The following is an 18531-nucleotide window of genomic DNA, read 5'->3' on the forward strand; positions in this document are numbered from 1 at the left end:
TAACACAACCCGTGAAAGCAAAATTTCGTTACAGATTTTACCCAACCGACCAACAACAGCAGAGCCTAGCTCGGTTGTTTGGCTGCGTCCGGGTAGTCTGGAACGATGCGCTCGCACTTTGCAAACAGTCAGACAAAAAACCAAGTTCGGCAGATTTGCAAAAAATCGTCATAACTGGGGCTAAAAATACTGAAGAAAGGGCTTGGCTGGGAGACGTGTCGTGCGTCCCGCTGCAACAATCAGTTGCCGACCTGGATATTGCTTTTAAGAACTTTTTCAACTCCTGCAAGGGAAAGAGAAAAGGTCGTAAAGTCGGATATCCTAAGTTCAAAAAAAGAACCAGCAGTCAATCGGCGCGTTTTAGAGTTGGAGGATTTTCAATCAAAGGTGATGGAGTTTATCTAGCCAAGATTGGAATTGTCAATCCGATTTGGTCGAGGGCGTTACCATCTGAACCTAGTTCCGTCACGGTAATCAAGGATTGTGCAAATCGTTATTTGCTGAGCTTTGTAATAGAAATTCAACCCATTTCATCTGAGGCTAAAAACCCCAGCATCGGAATCGATTTAGGAATCAAAACCTTTGCGGTGATGAGCAACGGCGAGAAAGCCGAAAGCCCTAGCTATAAAAAACTAGACCGCAAAGTTCGCAAATTGCAACGCAAGTTAGCCCGTCAGCCCAAAGATTCCAAGAGAAGGAATGTAACTCGCATTAGAATCGCCAAGCTGCACAATAAAATTGCCGATACTCGCAAAGATTTCTTACACAAGTTTTCAACCAAAGTAATCAACGAAAACCAAGTGATTGTTTTGGAAGATTTAAATGTGTCTGGCATGGTAAAGAATCGCAAACTCTCAAGAGCAATTAGCCAACAAGGATGGTATGAATTCCGAACTTTGTGCGAGGCTAAATCAGAGAAGTTTGGCAGAGAGTTCAAGGTCATCAGTCGATGGGAACCTACCAGTCAGGTTTGTTCAGACTGCGGTTTTAAGTGGGGGCAAATCGATTTGTCTATTCGCTCAGTGCTTTGTTTGAATTGCGGTACTGAGCAAGATAGAGATGAAAACGCCGCTAAGAATATTGAGAAAGTCGGGATGGGGAATCGCCACGACTCTAAACGGGCGCAGAGGGACTGTCAGACTACTTCGGTAGCTTTTCCCCGATGAAGCGTCAAGAATCACCGTTGCTTCAGCACGGTGAGTATTTCAAATGAGGAACTTTGAGGAGTAAGACTAAGGATAGATAAATACATCGCACTTTTAGCACAAATCTTTAAACACAATGGCAGCCAACAAACTACATTTGCTCGGATGGTTATTCATAGTTGGCTGGCTCAATGCAGCGGCTGGTTCCGCTTCCGCGCAACCCATTACCCCCGCAGCAGACGGCACGAACACCGTCGTGACACCCAATGGCGATCGCTACGACATTTCCGGGGGGTCATTGGGCGGAGATAAAGCTAACCTGTTTCACAGTTTTACTCAGTTTGGTCTCAGTTCCGGTCAAACGGCAAACTTTTTAACCAATCCCAACATTCAAAATATTTTAGGAAGAATTAACGGGGGAAATCCTTCTCTAATCAACGGCTTAATTCAAGTGACAGGTGGCAATTCTAACCTGTTTTTGATGAATCCGTCGGGGATAATTTTTGGGCAGAATGCCCTGCTCAACGTACCTGGTTCTTTTAACGCCACGGCGGCCACAGGTATCGGTTTTGGGAACAATCAGTGGTTTAGTGCGATCGGCAATAACAACTGGGCAAGCTTAATCGGGAATCCGAACAGTTTCGCATTTACCAGTCCGCAAGCAGGAAGCATTGTAAATGCAGGGAATTTGACGGTGGCGCCCGGTCAAAGTTTAAGTTTAATCGGTGGTACGGTAGTCAATACCGGTCAGTTAACTGCGCCGTCTGGCAATATTACCGTGATGGCCGTACCCGGTCAAAATTTGGTACGGATCGCTCAAACCGGAAATTTGCTGAGTCTGGAAATTCAGCCGACAGCTAGCCAAAGTTCCTTGCCGAATAATTTCGCGCAGCCAGTGCTATCTTTGCCGCAGTTGCTGACTGGAAAAAGCCAGGAACAAGCAACGAATTTGACGGTAAATGCCAATGGGGATGTGGTGCTGGCGGGGAATGTGGCTGTGCCTGTTGTGCCTGGAACTGCGATCGCCAGTGGCAGTATCAACGTCTCGGGCAATACTGGGGGTAATGTTAGCATATTGGGCGATCGTGTAGGTGCGATCGCGGCTAACATCGATGCTTCGGGTATTAACGGCGGTGGGAATGTACTGATTGGGGGAGATTTTCAGGGTTTGGGGACTGTACCGAATGCTTTGCGGACATTTGTGAGTGCAGATTCGACGATTAATGTGGATGCGATTAGCAACGGGAATGGCGGGCGAGCGATCGTTTGGGCTGATGAAACTACTCGGTTTAATGGCAATATTACTGCCCGAGGTGGCTTGTTGTCGGGGAATGGCGGGTTTGTGGAGGTGTCGGGAAAACAATTTTTAGACTTCCGAGGCAATGTTAATACTCTGGCTGCTAACGGTAATCCTGGATTATTGTTGCTCGATCCCACAAATATTACGATTCAAAATGGCGCGGGAACTTTTACTGCACTAACTCAGGTAGATCAATTTGCCGATCCTGACATTGGGGGAAATACGATTGATGCTGCTCTAATTAATAGTGCTGCGACTAATGTGATTTTGCAAGCTACCAATGATATTACTTTTAATGCTCCGGTCAATATAGCTACTCCGGGAGTTGGATTGACGGCTTTAGCTAATAACAACATTGATGTCAAGGCTAATATTACAACTAAAGCAGGTAACGTTACTCTGAATGCTGATGCCGACAATCTCAATGGTGGTAGTCTCACCATTGGCAATGTGACGATCAATACAAATGGTGGGAATTTTACAGGTATTGGTCGCGCGAATGTTGCCACTACACCAGGAATTAATGTTGGTGGAAAAATCAATGCTAATGGTGGAAACATTGACCTCAATGGTAGTGCAGGAAACACAGCAAACAACACTGGTCTTGAGATATTTACTGGCACGTTAACAACAACTGGAACAGGAAAAATTACCCTCAATGGGACTAGCGGTAGTAGTCTCAATAGTGACGGGATAGTTTTGCGTAGCTCTACGATAACTTCAGTCGATGGTGATATTACTTTCACTGGTATTGGCAGCGGATCTGCTAAATACGGCATCCGGTTAGTGAATAACGACTTGGTGGAATCAACGGGGACGGGAAAAGTCAACCTGACGGGTACGGGTGGTAATGGGATAGGTAGCACTGGAGGGATATTTATTGCTAACAATGGCTTACCAGTTCGATCGAAGGTTCTATCGAAGGATGGAGATATTACCCTGACTGGAACAGGTTCGGGGAGCGGGGATAACAACACGGGCATTGCGATTTTAGGGTTGGTGGAATCCACAGGCATTGGGAAAGTGACTCTAAACGGTGTTGCCAGTGATGGGAATGGGAATAACAATAATGAAGGGATATTGATTTCTTTTCCTGCTCAAGTTCGATCGACGAACACTGGGGATATCACGTTTACTGGAACAGGCAAGGGAAGCGGGGATAACAACACCGGCATTCTGATTCAAGGGTTGGTGGAATCCACAGGCACCGGGAAAGTGACTCTAAACGGTGTTGGCGGTGATGGGAAGGGGAATAATAATCAAGGGATAAATATTGATGTTCCGGCTCAAGTTGGATCGACCAAAAGTGGGGATATCACGTTTACTGGAACAGGTAAGGGAAGCGGGAAGGACAACATCGGCATTGCAATTTTAGGGTTGGTGGAATCCAAAGGCACCGGCGGAAATGTTACTTTGACAGGCGATCGAATTCAACTGTTAGCCCCATCTGAAGTCAAGGGTGCTGGTACAATTCGGTTGCAACCTCTGACGCCGAGTTTAGGTATTACTGTTGGCGGCACCGATCTCGATGATCCTAATGTTTTGCAGCTCAGGAATGCTGAACTTGCACGGTTCAAGGGGTTTAATGAAATGGTAATCGGACGGGCTGACGGGAAGGGGACGATCGCCATTAACCCCGCTGGTGTTACTTTCCCTTACTCGACAACTTTGCAATCTCCAAGCGGAGGCGCGATCGCAGTCAATGGCCCAATTACTACTCAAGACAAGAGTATCTCGTTTGTCGGCAAAGTTTCCCTCGGTAATGATGTCACTCTCAACACTAAAAACCTCAGCGGTGGGAATATTACCTTTGGCGGCACTGTTGACGGCAACAATAAATTAAATATTACTGCTGGAACTGGTACTGTCAATTTTAACGGGCCTGTCGGTGACACTAATCCCTTGGCTGCACTTGGGGTAAATCCAGAAGCCAATATTACCAGCACTGGCGCTATAAGTATCAAAACAACTGGCGATATTGCCACGGCCAATATTACTACTAAGAATCCCGGAGGGGCGATCGCGCTTACGAGCAATAAGGGCAATATTACAACATCAGGATCAGTTAACACGAGTGCTTCGGGGGGAGATATCACTCTGAAAGCTTCTAAGAATGTTAATGTGGCTCAAATAAATTCCGGCACGGGAAATATTTCGTTAATTGGGAAAGAAGCTAACTTTGGTGGGGCTGCTAATTCTGTTCAAGGTACGGGTACTTTTTCTCTGCAACCGTTTGATGCAAGCGGTAATATTCAGTTCATAAATGGATTAGCTAATCCTGTCGATCCGAATACTATTTATGTGGGACAGCAGTTTCAAGATGCCCTGCAAGATGGATTTAAGTCGATCGCGATCGGCAGAACAGACGGCACTGGTACAATTACCTTTGACAGACCTCACAGTTTCCAAGATCCGGTGACTGTTAAATCTCCCGGCGGTGCGATCGTTATCAATCAACCACTCACCGGAAAAGATAATGCCTCGATCGTTTTTGACGGCAAGACAACACTCAACGCAGGCGTTAGCACCATCAAGCAAGATATCACTTTCCAAAGTCCTGTACTCGTCCAAGATAATGCTTCTGTCAACACAGGTGCAGGTGCAAATATTCTGTTCAACAACACCGTCAAGGGCGCACTGACAGGAACCAAAGACCTAAGTTTAACGGCAGGTACGGGAAATATTATATTCACCGGTGCAGTTGGGGATAAAAGTGCGATCGGCAATCTTAAAGTTAACTCTCAAGGAACAATTCTATTCAATGAAACAGTCAATGCTGCAAGTTTGACTACAGATACTGGCGGTACAACTATACTCAATGGTAATGTGACAACCACCGGCAGTCAAACCTATCAAAATACAGTTACAATCACCAAAATAAATCCAACTCTCACAGCAGGTAATGGCATTACTTTCAAGAATATTGTTAACCTCAGTAACAGTGGCAGCGATTTTACTGTGGATGGGGGTACTGGTGATGTTACGTTCAGTAGTGCAGTTGGGAATCTAAGTACGATCGGCAATCTTAAAGTTAACTCTCAAGGAATAACTGCATTTAATAAAACAGTCAATGCCGCAAGTTTGATTACAGATGGTGGTGGCACAACTACACTCAATGGCGATGTCACTACCACCGGCCCTCAAACCTATGGAGATGCTGTCACGACTGCCAAGAATCTCACTCTCTCAGGCACAGGCATTACTTTCAATAATACTGTTAAGTCTAATAACATCAGCGATTTGACTGTGGATGGGACTACTGGTGATGTTACATTTAAGGATGCAGTTGGGGATAAAAGTGCGATCGGCAATTTAACAACTCTATCTCAAGGAACAACTGCATTTAATAAAACAGTCAATGCCGCAAGTTTGACTGCTGGTGGTGGCGGCACAACTCAACTGAAGGGAGATGTCACGACAACCGGCTCTCAAACCTACACAGATGCAGTTACAATCGCCAACAATCCGATTCTCAAAGCAGGTAGCGACGTTACTTTCAACAATACAGTTGACGGTAGCGGGGATTTGAAAGTCAATGCGGGTAGTGGTAATATTACATTCAACGGTGCAGTTGGAAGTCCAAAGGATCTCGGCAATTTAACAACTAACTCTACAGGAACAACCGCATTTAATCAAACAGTCAATGCAGCGAGTTTGACTACAGATGCAGGCGGGAAAACTCAGGTAAAGGGAAATGTCACGACAACCGGCAATCAAACTTACGGAGATGCAGTGACATTAAATGCTGCTGTAACTTTTACACTAGGAAATGCAACTATTGCTTTCGATTCGAGTTTGTCGGCAGGAAGTAACCCGCTGACTTTAAAAGCAGGTGAAATTAATTTTGCTGGGCCAGTTTCTGGTACTGGTGCGCTCACACTGCAACCGGCAACAGCAGGACAAAATATTGTGGTTGGAGGAACTGATAACACTACTCCCGCTTTAGATTTGACTCCATCGGAAATTAAGTTGATTCAAAAGGGATTTAGCTCGATCGCGATCGGGCGATCGGATGGCACCGGTAATATTACTATTCCTAGCGATCGCACTTTTTCCGATCCAGTCACGATTCAAACGGGAACTGGTACGATCGCACTTAACGCCAATATTACCGGCAAAGACAACAGCAGTCTTACTCTTAACGGCAAAGTCCAACTCGGCAGTGATGCCATTCTCAGTAGTGACACAGGTAATGTTAGTGTCGCAGGTGCGATCGATGGATCTCGGCGCTTGAACATCAATGCTACTAAAGGTAATGTGCTGCTGCAAGGAGATATCGGAAAAACAACGCCACTGACAGGTTTGAATGTGACTGCCTTAAATACTAAGTTGGGTGGCAATGTTACCACGAATAACGGCAATATCAATATTGATGGTGCGATCGGGCTGACGAATGATGCTGTATTGAGCACGGCTGGGGGGAATATTGCGTTTGGAAGTGCGATCGACAGTATAGATGCGGCCCGGAACCTAACTCTGGACTCTGGTAGTGGCAGCATCACTTTCAATGGATCGGTGGGCGCCAGCAGCAAATTAGGAAATATTCTGATTAAAAATGCTGGCGATGTCACAGCCAATTCGACAATTAATGCAGCACAAGTGACAGCACAAAACACGAAAACATTCAACTTATTGGGAGATGTAACCGCAGGCAAAGTTAATATTACTTCCAACGGCGATATCACGGTTAAAAATATTACTACTAATGGTGGAGAAATTTTCTTCAAAAGCGGTAACGTTTTCACAGCAGGTAATTTGAATACATCGGGAAGTACGAGCGAGAATATCAACGTTAATATTACTGCCACTGGCGATATCAGCGTTAAAAACGTTACTACTAATGGTGGAGAAATTTTCTTCAAAAGCGGTAACGTTTTCACAGCAGGTAATTTGAATACATCGGGAAGTACGGGCGGGAATATCACTGTTGATGCGAAAATTTCAATTACAGCAGGACAAATTAACTCCAGCGGTACAGCCGGAAATGGTGGCAATGTGCTCTTAGATCCGATCGGCGATATTCAAGTCGGTTTCATCAATGCCCAAGGCGGTACTAACGGCAAGGGCGGCAATGTTACAGCCGTCGCGGGAAATTTTTTCCGAGCTACAGGCTCTTTCCCAACAACTTTTTCGCCGACAGGATTTGCTAGTATTTCCACTGCTGGTGGCACCGATGGAGGAAATATTTCAATTGCCCACACTGGAGGAGATGGAGGGGGAGTGATTCAACCGTTTGTCGTGGGAAATGCAACTATAAATGGTACGGCGGCTGCAATTACAACTGGGCCATCTAGCATTACATCGCAGTCGTTTCCTCGTACAGCTAGTGGTGTGCCTAGTATTGTATTTCCTACTGATGATGGGATCGATCCAACTCCAACTCCAACTCCGATTCCAACTCCAAATCCAACTCCCACTCCGATCGCAACTCCAACTCCAAATCCAACTCCCACTCCGATCGCAACTCCAACTCCAAATCCAACTCCCACTCCGATCGCAATTCAAACTCCGAGTCCAACTCCCACTCCGATCGCAATTCAAACTCCGAGTCCAACTCCCACTCCGATCGCAATTCACCGAGTCCAACTCCCACTCCGATCGCAATTCAAACTCCGAGTCCAACTCCCACTCCGATTGTGGTTCCGACTCCGATTGTGGTTCCGACTCCGATCGCAATTCCGACTCCGATTGTGGTTCCGACTCCGATCGCAATTCCGACTCCGATTGTGGTTCCGACTCCGATCGCAATTCCGACTCCGATCGCAATTCCAACTCCCATAGCAATTCCAACTCCCATAGCAATTCCGACTCCCATAGCAATTCCAACTCCCATAGCAATTCCGACTCCCATAGCAATTCCGACTCCCATAGCAATTCCAACTCCGATCGCGCCTATCGCCACACCAGCAGCATCCGCCACGCCCGCACCTATCGCCTCAACCTCCGATCCAGAAGACGTTCCAAGTCGCCGTCGAATTCCACCGTTAGACACTCCCGGCCCTGCTGCGGGTCAAATTTTAACACTGGATTCAAGTATCACCAGTAAGTTACCCCCCAGCCAATCGCCAGTAGTGCCCCGCCGCGAAACACCGCCAGCAGTCAACCCTACTCCTAATTTAGTGCTGGGATATGTTCCGCCTCCCGATCGACTTTTTGAAGGTAACGACATAGAAAAAACAGTCTGGGGAATCGAACAAATCAGGAATCAAGAGTTTGGAGAATACCTAGGCGTCAAAGCCAACCTTCCCAACCAAAAAGTGATGATGGCGCAATTCCAACAAACATTAAGAAATATCGAACAGGAAACTCACAAGCGGTCTGGTATTATCTATATAATCTCGCGAGTCGATCGACTGGAATTAATTTTAGTGCCTCCCGTAGGGCGGCCGATTCACTACAGCGTCCCCGAAGCCAATAGAAAAGCTCTGGATCCCATCGTTAAGGAGTTCCGCGAACAAATCACCAATCCCGCAAAAATCGGTACTAGCAGTTATCTTCCCTCCGCCCAGCAACTGTATCAATGGGCGATCGCACCTCTAGAAAAAGACTTGCAAAACTTAGGAATTGACACCTTGTTGCTGTCAGTCGATCCCGGATTGCGGAGTGTGCCCTTTGCCGCTTTGCACGACGGTAAAGGCTTCTTGATTCAAAAATACAGTTTCAGCCTAATTCCGAGTTTTAGCTTGACTAATCGCGAATATAAGACAGTTAGAGACGCCACAGTGCTAGCAATGGGACGGTCAGAATTTGTCGATAACAAGCCTTTGCCCAGTGTGCCGATCGAATTAGAAGCGATTTCTGCCCAGTGGCGCGGGCAATCTTTCCTCAATTCGAGTTTCACTATAGACAATCTCAACTCGCAACACGCCAACAAAGGATTTCGGATTGTTCACCTAGCAACCCATGCTAACTTCACCTCGGGACAACCGAGCAATTCTTACATTCAACTCTGGAATTACAAATTGCAGCTCAATGACATGGAGAGTTTAAATTGGCGCAATCCGCAGGTAGACTTGTTAGTGTTGAGTGCTTGTAGAACTGCTTTGGGCGATCGGGAAGCAGAGTTAGGTTTTGGAGGTTTAGCGGTCAAATCCGGCGCCAAATCTGCCTTAGGGAGTTTGTGGTATGTTGATGACGGAGGCACTTTGGGACTAATGAGCGAATTTTACCACCAGCTTCGAGGAGGCAAAACTAAGGCAGAAACTCTGCAACTTACTCAACAGGCGATGATTGCTCGTCAAGTTCGGATTGAAAATCGGCAATTATTGACAACAGCGGGCAACTTAAATTTACCGAATAACATACAACAACAAACCCAAGATTTTTCTCATCCTTACTACTGGAGCAGTTTCACCCTCATCGGAAATCCTTGGTAAGAAAAGTTGGCAGTTGACAGTTGACAGTTGACAGTTGACAGTTGACAGAAGGAAGAATTCAAGGGTAGGGTGCGTCAGGAAAGGTAATTTTCAATCATCACCCCTAATCTAATTCTGACGCACCATTTATGCTTGGCATCGGCATCATATTTTCGGCAAAGCTAATCAAAAATTCTCTCAAACTAGCAAAGGAAGAAGGAAGAAAGAACAATTCAAGGGTAGGGTGCGTCAGGAAAGGTAATTTTTAATTATCACCCTCATCTCATTCTGACGCACCATTTATTGGAAGTATCTCAGTTTTGCATTTAATAGTGCGAGCGTCCCCGCTCGCGAGCGATGCAAGACTCGCGAGCGGGGACGCTCGCACTACAATAAAAAATGCTTTTTGAAAAAATGAGATCCTCCCTCATTTATGCTTGGCATCGGCATCATATTTTTAGGATGGCAAAGCTAGTCAAAAATTATCTAAAACCAGCAGCAGCTCTGGGCCCAAGCTGTTTCAAATTAGGTGCCGCAGTTCCATAATTGACGCGACAACCGATGTTTAACAAACTAGAACTGCATTCGAGAGGGACAATTTGCTGGTCGAGGAGGGCGCTGCAACTGACATACTCGTCGTTATTAGTATCTCTTACCATACATTCGATCGCCCTAGCGCCCGATCGAGCCGCCCAACTGTTCATACCTACAACTGCAATCATGTGCTGCCAGAAAAACGACAACACTAAGACTCCCAATAGTACAGCCACTCCCAATCCTGCTTTCACCTTCCAACTGCTCAGGATGTTTCCCACGCTACTTTTTACGTTTTCAGTCCAAGAAATAGAGCTTTCGGAACTTGTTTCTGGAGCCGACAAATTTGTTTGTGTTTGTTCTGGGGTTTCCGACATCACGTATCTCCTCTGATTGCTGGAACTTTGTTCGGTTGGCAGTTACGCGCGATCGCAAATCCCAACTATATCAAATTTTAGCAAAACTAGCCTGTGCCGACAACCGATTCGGGCGCCCAGGCGAGAGAAGTATGTATATTGACGAAGTGCGATCCTCTTTTGCAAGCTTCGCTAACGCAATTTCTATGCCTTTTGAGGTATTGCGTAATTTGCGATCGGCTATTTTGCGCCTGCCGCAAAACAGGTTCGTAGTGAGGACTTCAGTCCTTATCAAAATCAGAGGAATGAAGTCCGAATATCAAACACAAAACAGGTTCGTAGTGAGGACTTCAGTCCTCATGAATTTAGAGGACTTCATTCCTGACTACAAACATTGCTGATGGCTACACCTTACGAACAATTATCAATTTTCAAGTTGCCAAAAGTTCCATAAACTCAGCCTCCGACAGTAGCTCAATCCCCAAAGATTGAGCCTTTTCCAACTTAGAACCAGCATCTTCACCTACAACCACATAATCGGTTTTAGCGCTTACAGAACCTGTGACTTTCCCTCCAGCTTTGACAATCAAATCCTTAGCTTCATCTCGTTTCAGAGTCGGCAAAGTTCCGGTAAGTACAAATGTTTTACCTGCAAATTGTAAATTTTGAGCTGCCGAGTTCTGAGTTTTCATTTCTGAATGCAATTGCAATCCCGCAGTTTGCAACCGTGCAATTAAACTTTGATTTGCCGGAACTCGAAACCATTGATAAACAGCTTGTGCAATTTCCGGGCCGATGCCGTAAACTCCCTCAATTCCTGCCGCCGATACCGCTGCTAACTCTTCCACATTGGCAAACCTTTCAGTCAACAATTGAGCGTTGACACTGCCGACGTGGCGGATGCCCAGGCCGTAAAGTACCCGCGCATAAGGTTGATTTTTCGATCGGGCGATCGCACTTACCAACTTTTCTGCTAACTTTTTACCCATGCGTTCCAAACCCATCAACCTGTCAGCAGTCAAATCAAACAAATCCGCCGCCGACTGCACCAGATTGCTATCCACCATCTGCTGCACCAACTTTTCCCCAACACCGTTAATATCCAGAGCATCCCGGCTGCAAAAATGAATCAGGGAACCCCTCAAAATCGCCGGACAAGACGTGTTGATGCAGCGAGTCACGGCCTCCCCCTTTTCGCGAACCACAGGCTGCGTGCATTCGGGACAGCAGCTAGGCATTTGAAAAAGTTGAGCATTTGCGGGACGAAGTTCTGCTAAAACTCGCACAACTTCTGGTATGATCTCTCCAGCTTTTCTGACAATTACAGTATCGCCGATGTGTAGATTGAGATCGGAAAGTCGATCGCTATTGTGGAGAGAAGCCCGCGAAACCGTCGTTCCAGCCAACTGCACCGGTTTGAGTTCCGCCACAGGAGTCAGCGCGCCGGTTCTCCCGACTTGTACAGTTATTGCTTCTACAATTGTAGGGACTTCGGCAGCCGGATACTTAAGTGCGATCGCCCAACGCGGAAACCTCTGAGTAAAACCCAATTGTTTTTGCAGCCAAACCGAATTAATCTTAACAACAACCCCATCAGTCATGTAAGGTAAATTTCGCCGTTCAGTATCCCAATATTCGTAATACTCCCGCACCTCATCCAACGAAGAGCAAATTTTCCGATTGGGATTCACCTTAAACCCCATCCTTCGCAACAATTCCAAAGATTCCCCTTGCGTCTTTTCCTCATTACCCTCATCTAAATGTAGAGTATAAGCAAAGAAATCCAACCGTCGCTTATCTACAATCTTAGAATCCAACTGTCGCAGCGTACCCGCCGCAGCATTGCGAGGATTAGCAAACAATTGTTCCCCCGCTTTTTCCCGTTCCCGATTAATATCCTCAAACACAGCCAAAGACAAAAAAGCCTCTCCCCGCACTTCCACCACAGGCGGCGGATTATCTAAATTAAGTTTGAGAGGAATCGAGCGAATAGTCTTAACATTTTGAGTAATATCCTCTCCCGCAATCCCATCTCCCCGCGTTGCACCCCGAACTAAAACCCCATTTTCATAGGTTAACGCTAAAGCAGAACCATCAATTTTTAACTCACAAACATAGGAAACCCCCCCCAACCCCCCCTTGCTAAGGGGGGGAGTAATTTCCGGGTAGGAACCCCCCCCCAGCCCCCCCTTGCTAAGGGGGGGAGTAATTTCCCTGTTTTCGTCATTGCTAGGTAGATGTGCAATTCCATCTTGTCCCCCCCCTTGATAAGGGGGGGTTAGGGGGGGTGCATTTCCCCCTTGATAAGGGTGGGTTAGGGGCGGTGAAATGCCATCCTCGGAAGGTAAAATCATATCTTGTCCCCCCCCTTGATAAGGGGGGGTTAGGGGGGGTGCAATTCGCTGCCAGCGTTCCTGCCATTTGGTCAATTCCTCAAAATTAAAAGCATTTTCCAAACTGTAGAGAGGAATATTGTGCTTGACGCTAAAAAATTGAGTAGCCGGCTTTTCTCCCACGCGCTGAGTCGGACTTTCCGCAGCAATCAACTCAGGATAATCTGATTCTAACTCTTGCAACTCTCGGTAAAGGCGATCGTACACCTCATCAGCCATCATCGGCGCATCAAGAACATAATAAGCATAGCTAGCTTCCTGTAGCTGCTGCCTCAATTGTTTAACTCGCTGCTGAATTTCTGGTTGCATATTAATTTAAAAGTGTATATTGTCTAACCGCAGATACTAGAATATAGCGGTTCTCAAAAAGATCGGGTACGTAGTTGGGCTTTAGCCCTCCTAGTTTAGTAGTTATATTAAACTGTCAGTCATACCTCATCTTTTTGAGAAAGGCTACAAACACAAACCATAGAAATTTTAGCATTATCTGCGCTGCTCTGCGGGGTGCATCTGTTTTTGGTAAATATGTTTGTAGGGGCGAAGCACGACCGTAGTCAATATGGGATTATAACTAATAACTTATATGCGGTCATGCTTCGCCCTCTTCAAAAGTGAGATGCACCCTACTCTGTGGTTGTAGTTAGGACATTTAAAATCGATTAACGATCCCAATCTTCAACTTCATAAAGGAAACGAGTTCCCCCCATCAGCTTGCGATTAGCCGAGGTACTTTGCACAAAAACCGCATACTTTTCTAGATTGCTCGGCTTGATGCGAACTGTCTCCCCCATTGGCAAACCCAACATTTCTCGGGCCGCTTCTCCTTCAAATAAATCCCCTGTCAAACGCTCCATCAGCACAATTTCTTTCTTACCTTGGATAGTTTCTGTTTTGGTAAATTCATAAAACCCGCGCCCGGTTTTAAAAGCCAAACCATTTTCCAGAACAAAAGCTTTAATAGAAATCTCGTTGTCTACTTCGAGAATCTGAAATCTCCCCGGTTTGACAGCGCGCAATTCTACTGACTCATAAACAGCAGTCCCTTCCCGCTTCATCATGGTATCAAACATCTTGTTTAAGCCGCGACTCATGCGACCTTGACTGACAACTTCTTGTTCGTAAGCTTGTAGTTGTTCGTCAGATGATTGTTGGTAACAAACTGCTAAAAAGAAATCTGTGATGTAGGAAAATTGGTCGAGATTGAGGTGAAAACCGCCAGATTTTTCCGCTAGTTCTTTGTAGAATAAAGTAGCATGGGGACGGTTGAGAGCTTGGATGCCGTAAACGGCAATTCCCATCTGTGCTAACTTATCTACTTCTTGACGCCAGTTAAGTTTTTGGGGAGTTTGAGCGGGTGCGTGGGGGATATCGTCGCCAATTAGTACGAATGTTTTGGAATTAGTGGGAGTCCAGGAAAGTGATTGAGCTTCGTGCAAGACTAATTCATAACATTCTGGAGCATCGCCGCCGCCAGTAGGTTCGACATTTTCCACAAAATTGCAAATCTTGCCGACATCGCCCGACAAATCGAGGTGTTTAGTCACGTAGGTGCTGCCAGCATCGCAATAGTCTCCGTGAGCAATAATGCCAATGCGAATGCCAGGAATTTCATCAAGCAATCTTGTTACCGTCTCTTTGATTTTCCGACGAACTTGCGTCAAGCAAGGGTACATACTGCCAGTTGTATCAAAGCTAAAAACGACTTCAATGTTGTTGGTTGCCATGACCTGAATTTCCCTAAGGGACAACGATTTCTTACTCTTATTATAGCTCAATACATTTTACTTAATCTTGTCCTACAAGAGCAAGGAAGCAGATGAGGTACGTTGTTGGGCTTCAGCCCTCTTTCCGAATATTATAAAGAGGGCTAAAGCCCAACAACGTACCTAATTTGTATTACGAATCTAGTAAACAGTATTTATTGTAGCTCAAACAAAAAGGAGCCAGCAAGTAGAAAATCTTAAAACTTTCTAATGATGACTCGCGTCGATAAATCATGAATTATGCGAAAACACTCTCACAAATTCAGGTCGGAAAAATCGCTAAACTTCTTGTTGTTATCTCCACCGGACATGGAAGGTTGAAGATTATCACTATTTTTTTCAACCTTCGAGTTGCCGTTGGCGCAGGACTTGAGCGAATCTTGAGAGTTCGGCTTGGTGAAAGCAAGCGGTTCAGCGTGTTCTACTTGAAACACGTTAGCGTATAGGTTGGCAATAATCTGTTTGCCACCCTGGGTCAATTCCAAGTAGTTCAAAGCTGCTGGAATGTATGGGAAAACTCCGTTCCAATAAAACTTGGCGTAATTTTGGCGCAAATCTCCCGGGGATTTGTAGCCCAAGATTTTATTAGTGCCGACTTCCTCAAATTCGTAGAATAGGGCGCTGATTTTGCGGAGGTAATTTGGGTCACTCAATTGACCGATCAAATCGGCGGCCCTGGCGAGCCCAGAATAGTTGTTTCTGTCTTGATGGGTTTCACTAGCAGGAACTGGGAAGCGTGTCAACTCAATATTGCGCTTGATTTGTTCGGCATCAATTAATGTGTGGCCGCCGAAGCGTTCGTCTATTACGAGTTTTCCTCGATCGACATGATAAGGAGTTAGACTGGCAGAAGTGGCGCCGATCGCCACAGAAACCATGCCTCCATCAATACCAGTAGCATAGAGTCCCACAGATTCTTGGTCTTGGCGGCAAACACCTTTCACGTAGCCGATATCGTGGCACAGCAGCGAGATCAGGTAGTGTAGCCAATCTTCCGGCGACACACCCCCTTCGCGAATATGCTTGCCGCGAAGAATCTCTTGTCCCACCAAGGCCACGAGCATTGTGTGTTCCACATTGTGGTAAAGAGCATCGCAGTTAGCGATGTTTTCGAGAGCCATAGTCCCCGCCCAGGCGATAATTTCAGGGTAGTCAGGCTTGTACTTGCCGTAGGTGCGGCGGTAGCCGGCCTGTAGCTCTTGCACAAAAGCGTCAATCAGGATGGCAGTTGCATTGAACATGATAAATTCTCTCACTCAGGCTATAGTTGCAAACTCGATCGCAAATATCTGGGATAGCTGAAACAATAATCAATGGGCATTAGAATAGGTTTGACCCCTCGCCCAAAGACGGATACAAGCGTCGGCTTAAGTCCTAGATGCTACCCAAATTTTAGACCCAAGTTTCAGCTTCCAGATTCATCTGCCGAGTAAATCTCAAATCTCAACTCTCAACTCTCAAATCCACTCACCCCTCGGCGTTGAATTTTAAAGTTCAGCTAGTCTTGTTAGGTCAGAAAATTGCTCTTTTGGATATACTTCCCACGATAACCTAATTTCCCCAGTAAAAGATCGATTTTTTGGTATTAAATATTAGTGAAACAATTTACATCGTTTCACCGACTAATTATTAGAAGTTCTAGGTGTTAAAGTTATGAACTGTCTGTTTCCGAGTATCTCTACTGCGGCAATTCGCGCTCGGCGGTCGATCGCCCCAAAATACCTAGGATTGTTTGCATTCACGGCTGTTTGCACTGCTGCACCGGCCTTGGGAGCAGAACGAATCTATATAACTTACGGGCCGCTAGAAGTATCAGTGCCGATCGAATCGCTGACACTCTTCGCCAAAGAAGGCAAAATAGACTCAAACTTGGACGGCTTCGCTCAGTACGCCAAAAAATCACAGCTAGCGGAGATTCGCAACGGCCTGCAAGCGAAAGCAGAAATCAGCCACGTGACGATCGCCCAATTCCTCTACACGCCTCAAGGAGAATTGCTGCTGGAACGCTTGGGGCGAGTAATTCAAACCAAAGCTCGGCAGCCCGGATTTTATGCCATCCGAGCGGCCCTAATTTTAGCAGCCTCAGATCCAGAAGGCATGACAATTCTCAACGTGCTGCGGAAATTCCCCACTTACGGCATCAGGATTGACATTGCGCGCGGCTTGGGTATCGCCAACGAGCTGACATCGCTGATCAACCGTTCCAATCGGACGATCGCCGGAGTCGCCAAGTTGTCGGAAACACAAGCAGCCGAGGAGTCTGGGATACCGCCCGCCGAAATGCTACAGATCCAGGAAAAGGGCCCCTATAATTGGAAAAAATCATCGGTAACTCTGACGAGTCCAAATCGCGATCGTACCTTTGATATCGACATTTACCTGCCGCTCAAAAGTCCGCAACCGGCTCCAGTCGTAGTAATTTCTCACGGTTTAGGTTCCGATCGCATTTCCTACGAGTATTTAGCCAAACACCTAGCCTCCTACGGCTTTGCGGTCGCCGTCCCCGAACACCCCGGCAGCAACGCCCAACAAATCCAAGACCTAGTAACAGGTAGAGCCAGCGAAGTAGCAGAACCAGCAGAATTTGTCAACCGCCCCCTAGACATCAAAGACCTGCTCGATTATTTAACCCAACTTTCGACAACCAATCCGGTCTACCGAGGACAGCTAGACTTGCAGCGAGTCGGCGTCATCGGCCAATCTTTCGGAGGCTATACGGCTTTAACATTAGCGGGAGCCGAGATTAACTTTGCACAGCTAGACAAAGACTGCAAGCTGGAAAATGAAACTTGGAACCTCTCGCTGCTGTTGCAGTGCCGCGCCCGCAGCCTCGATCGCAACCAGTACAATTTCGGCGATCCGCGCGTCAAAGCTGCGATCGCCATCAACCCGATCGTCAGCAGCATTTTAGGAGAAACAAACCTCAGCAAAATCCAAATCCCAGTCATGGTAATCGCAGGCACCGCCGATACCGTCGCCCCCGCTTTGCTCGAACAAATTCAACCCTTCACATGGCTGACATCGCCGAACAAATATCTGGTGCTGATGAACAACGGGACTCACTTTTCCACGATCGACCAATCCCCTCAAAGCGTCTTTTTGCCACCAGCACAGGCGATCGGGCCCGAACCCGCCTTAGCCCGCCGCTACCTCAACGGACTCAGCCTAGCGTTCATGGAAAGCTATTTGAACAACAAATCAAAGTTCCGCCCGTATTTAGAGCCAAACTACGCCCTGGGCATCTCCCGAAATACTTTGGGACTGAGAATTTTGCGATCGCTCACCCCCCAGCAACTGCAACAGTTCAGCAGTGCTCCACCTCCTCGCAGCCCTGCACCTGCACCTGCGATCGCTCCAGTTGCTCCACCTTCTCCAGTTGCTCCACCTCGGGTAGCTCCTGTTCCCCGTTAGGGTTAAGTGCGATCGAAGCGACGCAATCTTTTCGCCTCTTTATCGTTTCATCAGCTTTCCTGATGACTCTCATCAGTTAAGCTGTTGTCACACCCCTTTACAAACCGAAATAAAAGGTTTATATTTATTTACATGGCGGAACACAAAGCCGTCACGAACATTGAAAACCAAATACAGCAATCATAAAACCATGACAGCTACCTTACAGCAGCGCGAAAGCGCCAACCTGTGGTCGCAGTTTTGCAACTGGGTCACCAGCACCGACAACCGCATT

At 46.5% G+C, this 18531-nt stretch carries 8 protein-coding genes; 4 read left to right on the forward strand and 4 right to left on the reverse strand.

The window, feature by feature from the left end; translation table 11 throughout:
* Positions 1-11 precede the first annotated feature (11 nt).
* The 3 genes from JGK11_RS24750 (at position 12) to JGK11_RS24760 (ending at position 9821) form a co-directional block, all read left to right on the forward strand.
* On the forward strand, positions 12-1166 hold the full coding sequence (locus tag JGK11_RS24750; RefSeq protein WP_293190622.1) for a transposase: 1155 nt from the start codon (positions 12-14) through the stop codon (positions 1164-1166).
* A gap of 115 nt (positions 1167-1281) precedes the next feature.
* Entirely contained in the window at positions 1282-8226 is a 6945-nt protein-coding gene (locus JGK11_RS24755) for a filamentous hemagglutinin N-terminal domain-containing protein (protein WP_293213233.1), read from the forward strand.
* Between the two features lie 482 nt (positions 8227-8708).
* Positions 8709-9821, forward strand: a complete 1113-nt coding sequence (locus JGK11_RS24760; protein ID WP_293213237.1) for a CHAT domain-containing protein — start codon at positions 8709-8711, stop codon at positions 9819-9821.
* Between the two features lie 461 nt (positions 9822-10282).
* Here the strand turns inward: JGK11_RS24760 and JGK11_RS24765 are convergent, their stop codons facing one another.
* The 4 genes from JGK11_RS24765 to JGK11_RS24780 all read right to left on the reverse strand — a co-directional run bounded on the left by JGK11_RS24765 (position 10283) and on the right by JGK11_RS24780 (position 16087).
* The gene (locus JGK11_RS24765; protein ID WP_293183047.1) at positions 10283-10711 is read right to left on the reverse strand and encodes a hypothetical protein; all 429 of its coding nucleotides are present in this window, start codon (positions 10709-10711) and stop codon (positions 10283-10285) included.
* Positions 10712-11121: 410 nt separating this feature from the next.
* On the reverse strand, positions 11122-13392 hold the full coding sequence (gene ligA, locus JGK11_RS24770; RefSeq protein WP_293213235.1) for an NAD-dependent DNA ligase LigA: 2271 nt from the start codon (positions 13390-13392) through the stop codon (positions 11122-11124).
* Positions 13393-13742: 350 nt separating this feature from the next.
* Positions 13743-14807, reverse strand: a complete 1065-nt coding sequence (locus JGK11_RS24775; RefSeq protein ID WP_293190629.1) for a vWA domain-containing protein — start codon at positions 14805-14807, stop codon at positions 13743-13745.
* Between the two features lie 293 nt (positions 14808-15100).
* Positions 15101-16087: an Npun_R2479 family HD domain-containing metalloprotein gene (locus tag JGK11_RS24780; protein ID WP_293204729.1), complete on the reverse strand. Its 987-nt coding sequence runs from the start codon at positions 16085-16087 to the stop codon at positions 15101-15103.
* Positions 16088-16499: 412 nt separating this feature from the next.
* Here JGK11_RS24780 and JGK11_RS24785 point away from each other — a divergent pair, with 412 nt between their 5' ends.
* The gene (locus JGK11_RS24785) at positions 16500-18257 is read left to right on the forward strand and encodes an alpha/beta hydrolase (protein ID WP_293204727.1); all 1758 of its coding nucleotides are present in this window, start codon (positions 16500-16502) and stop codon (positions 18255-18257) included.
* The last annotated feature ends 274 nt before the right edge of the window (positions 18258-18531 follow it).

The organism is Microcoleus sp. PH2017_34_RAT_O_A (assembly GCF_020737885.1).
GTDB lineage: Bacteria > Cyanobacteriota > Cyanobacteriia > Cyanobacteriales > Microcoleaceae > Microcoleus.

Bases quoted from the DNA above. Each gene is read 5' to 3' on its own strand.
- JGK11_RS24755 (WP_293213233.1), top strand. From the start codon at position 1,282: ATGGCAGCCAACAAACTACATTTGCTCGGATGGTTATTCATAGTTGGC.
- JGK11_RS24760 (WP_293213237.1), top strand. From the start codon at position 8,709: ATGGCGCAATTCCAACAAACATTAAGAAATATCGAACAGGAAACTCAC.
- JGK11_RS24765 (WP_293183047.1), bottom strand. From the start codon at position 10,711: ATGTCGGAAACCCCAGAACAAACACAAACAAATTTGTCGGCTCCAGAA.
- ligA (WP_293213235.1), bottom strand. From the start codon at position 13,392: ATGCAACCAGAAATTCAGCAGCGAGTTAAACAATTGAGGCAGCAGCTA.
- JGK11_RS24775 (WP_293190629.1), bottom strand. From the start codon at position 14,807: ATGGCAACCAACAACATTGAAGTCGTTTTTAGCTTTGATACAACTGGC.
- JGK11_RS24780 (WP_293204729.1), bottom strand. From the start codon at position 16,087: ATGTTCAATGCAACTGCCATCCTGATTGACGCTTTTGTGCAAGAGCTA.
- JGK11_RS24785 (WP_293204727.1), top strand. From the start codon at position 16,500: ATGAACTGTCTGTTTCCGAGTATCTCTACTGCGGCAATTCGCGCTCGG.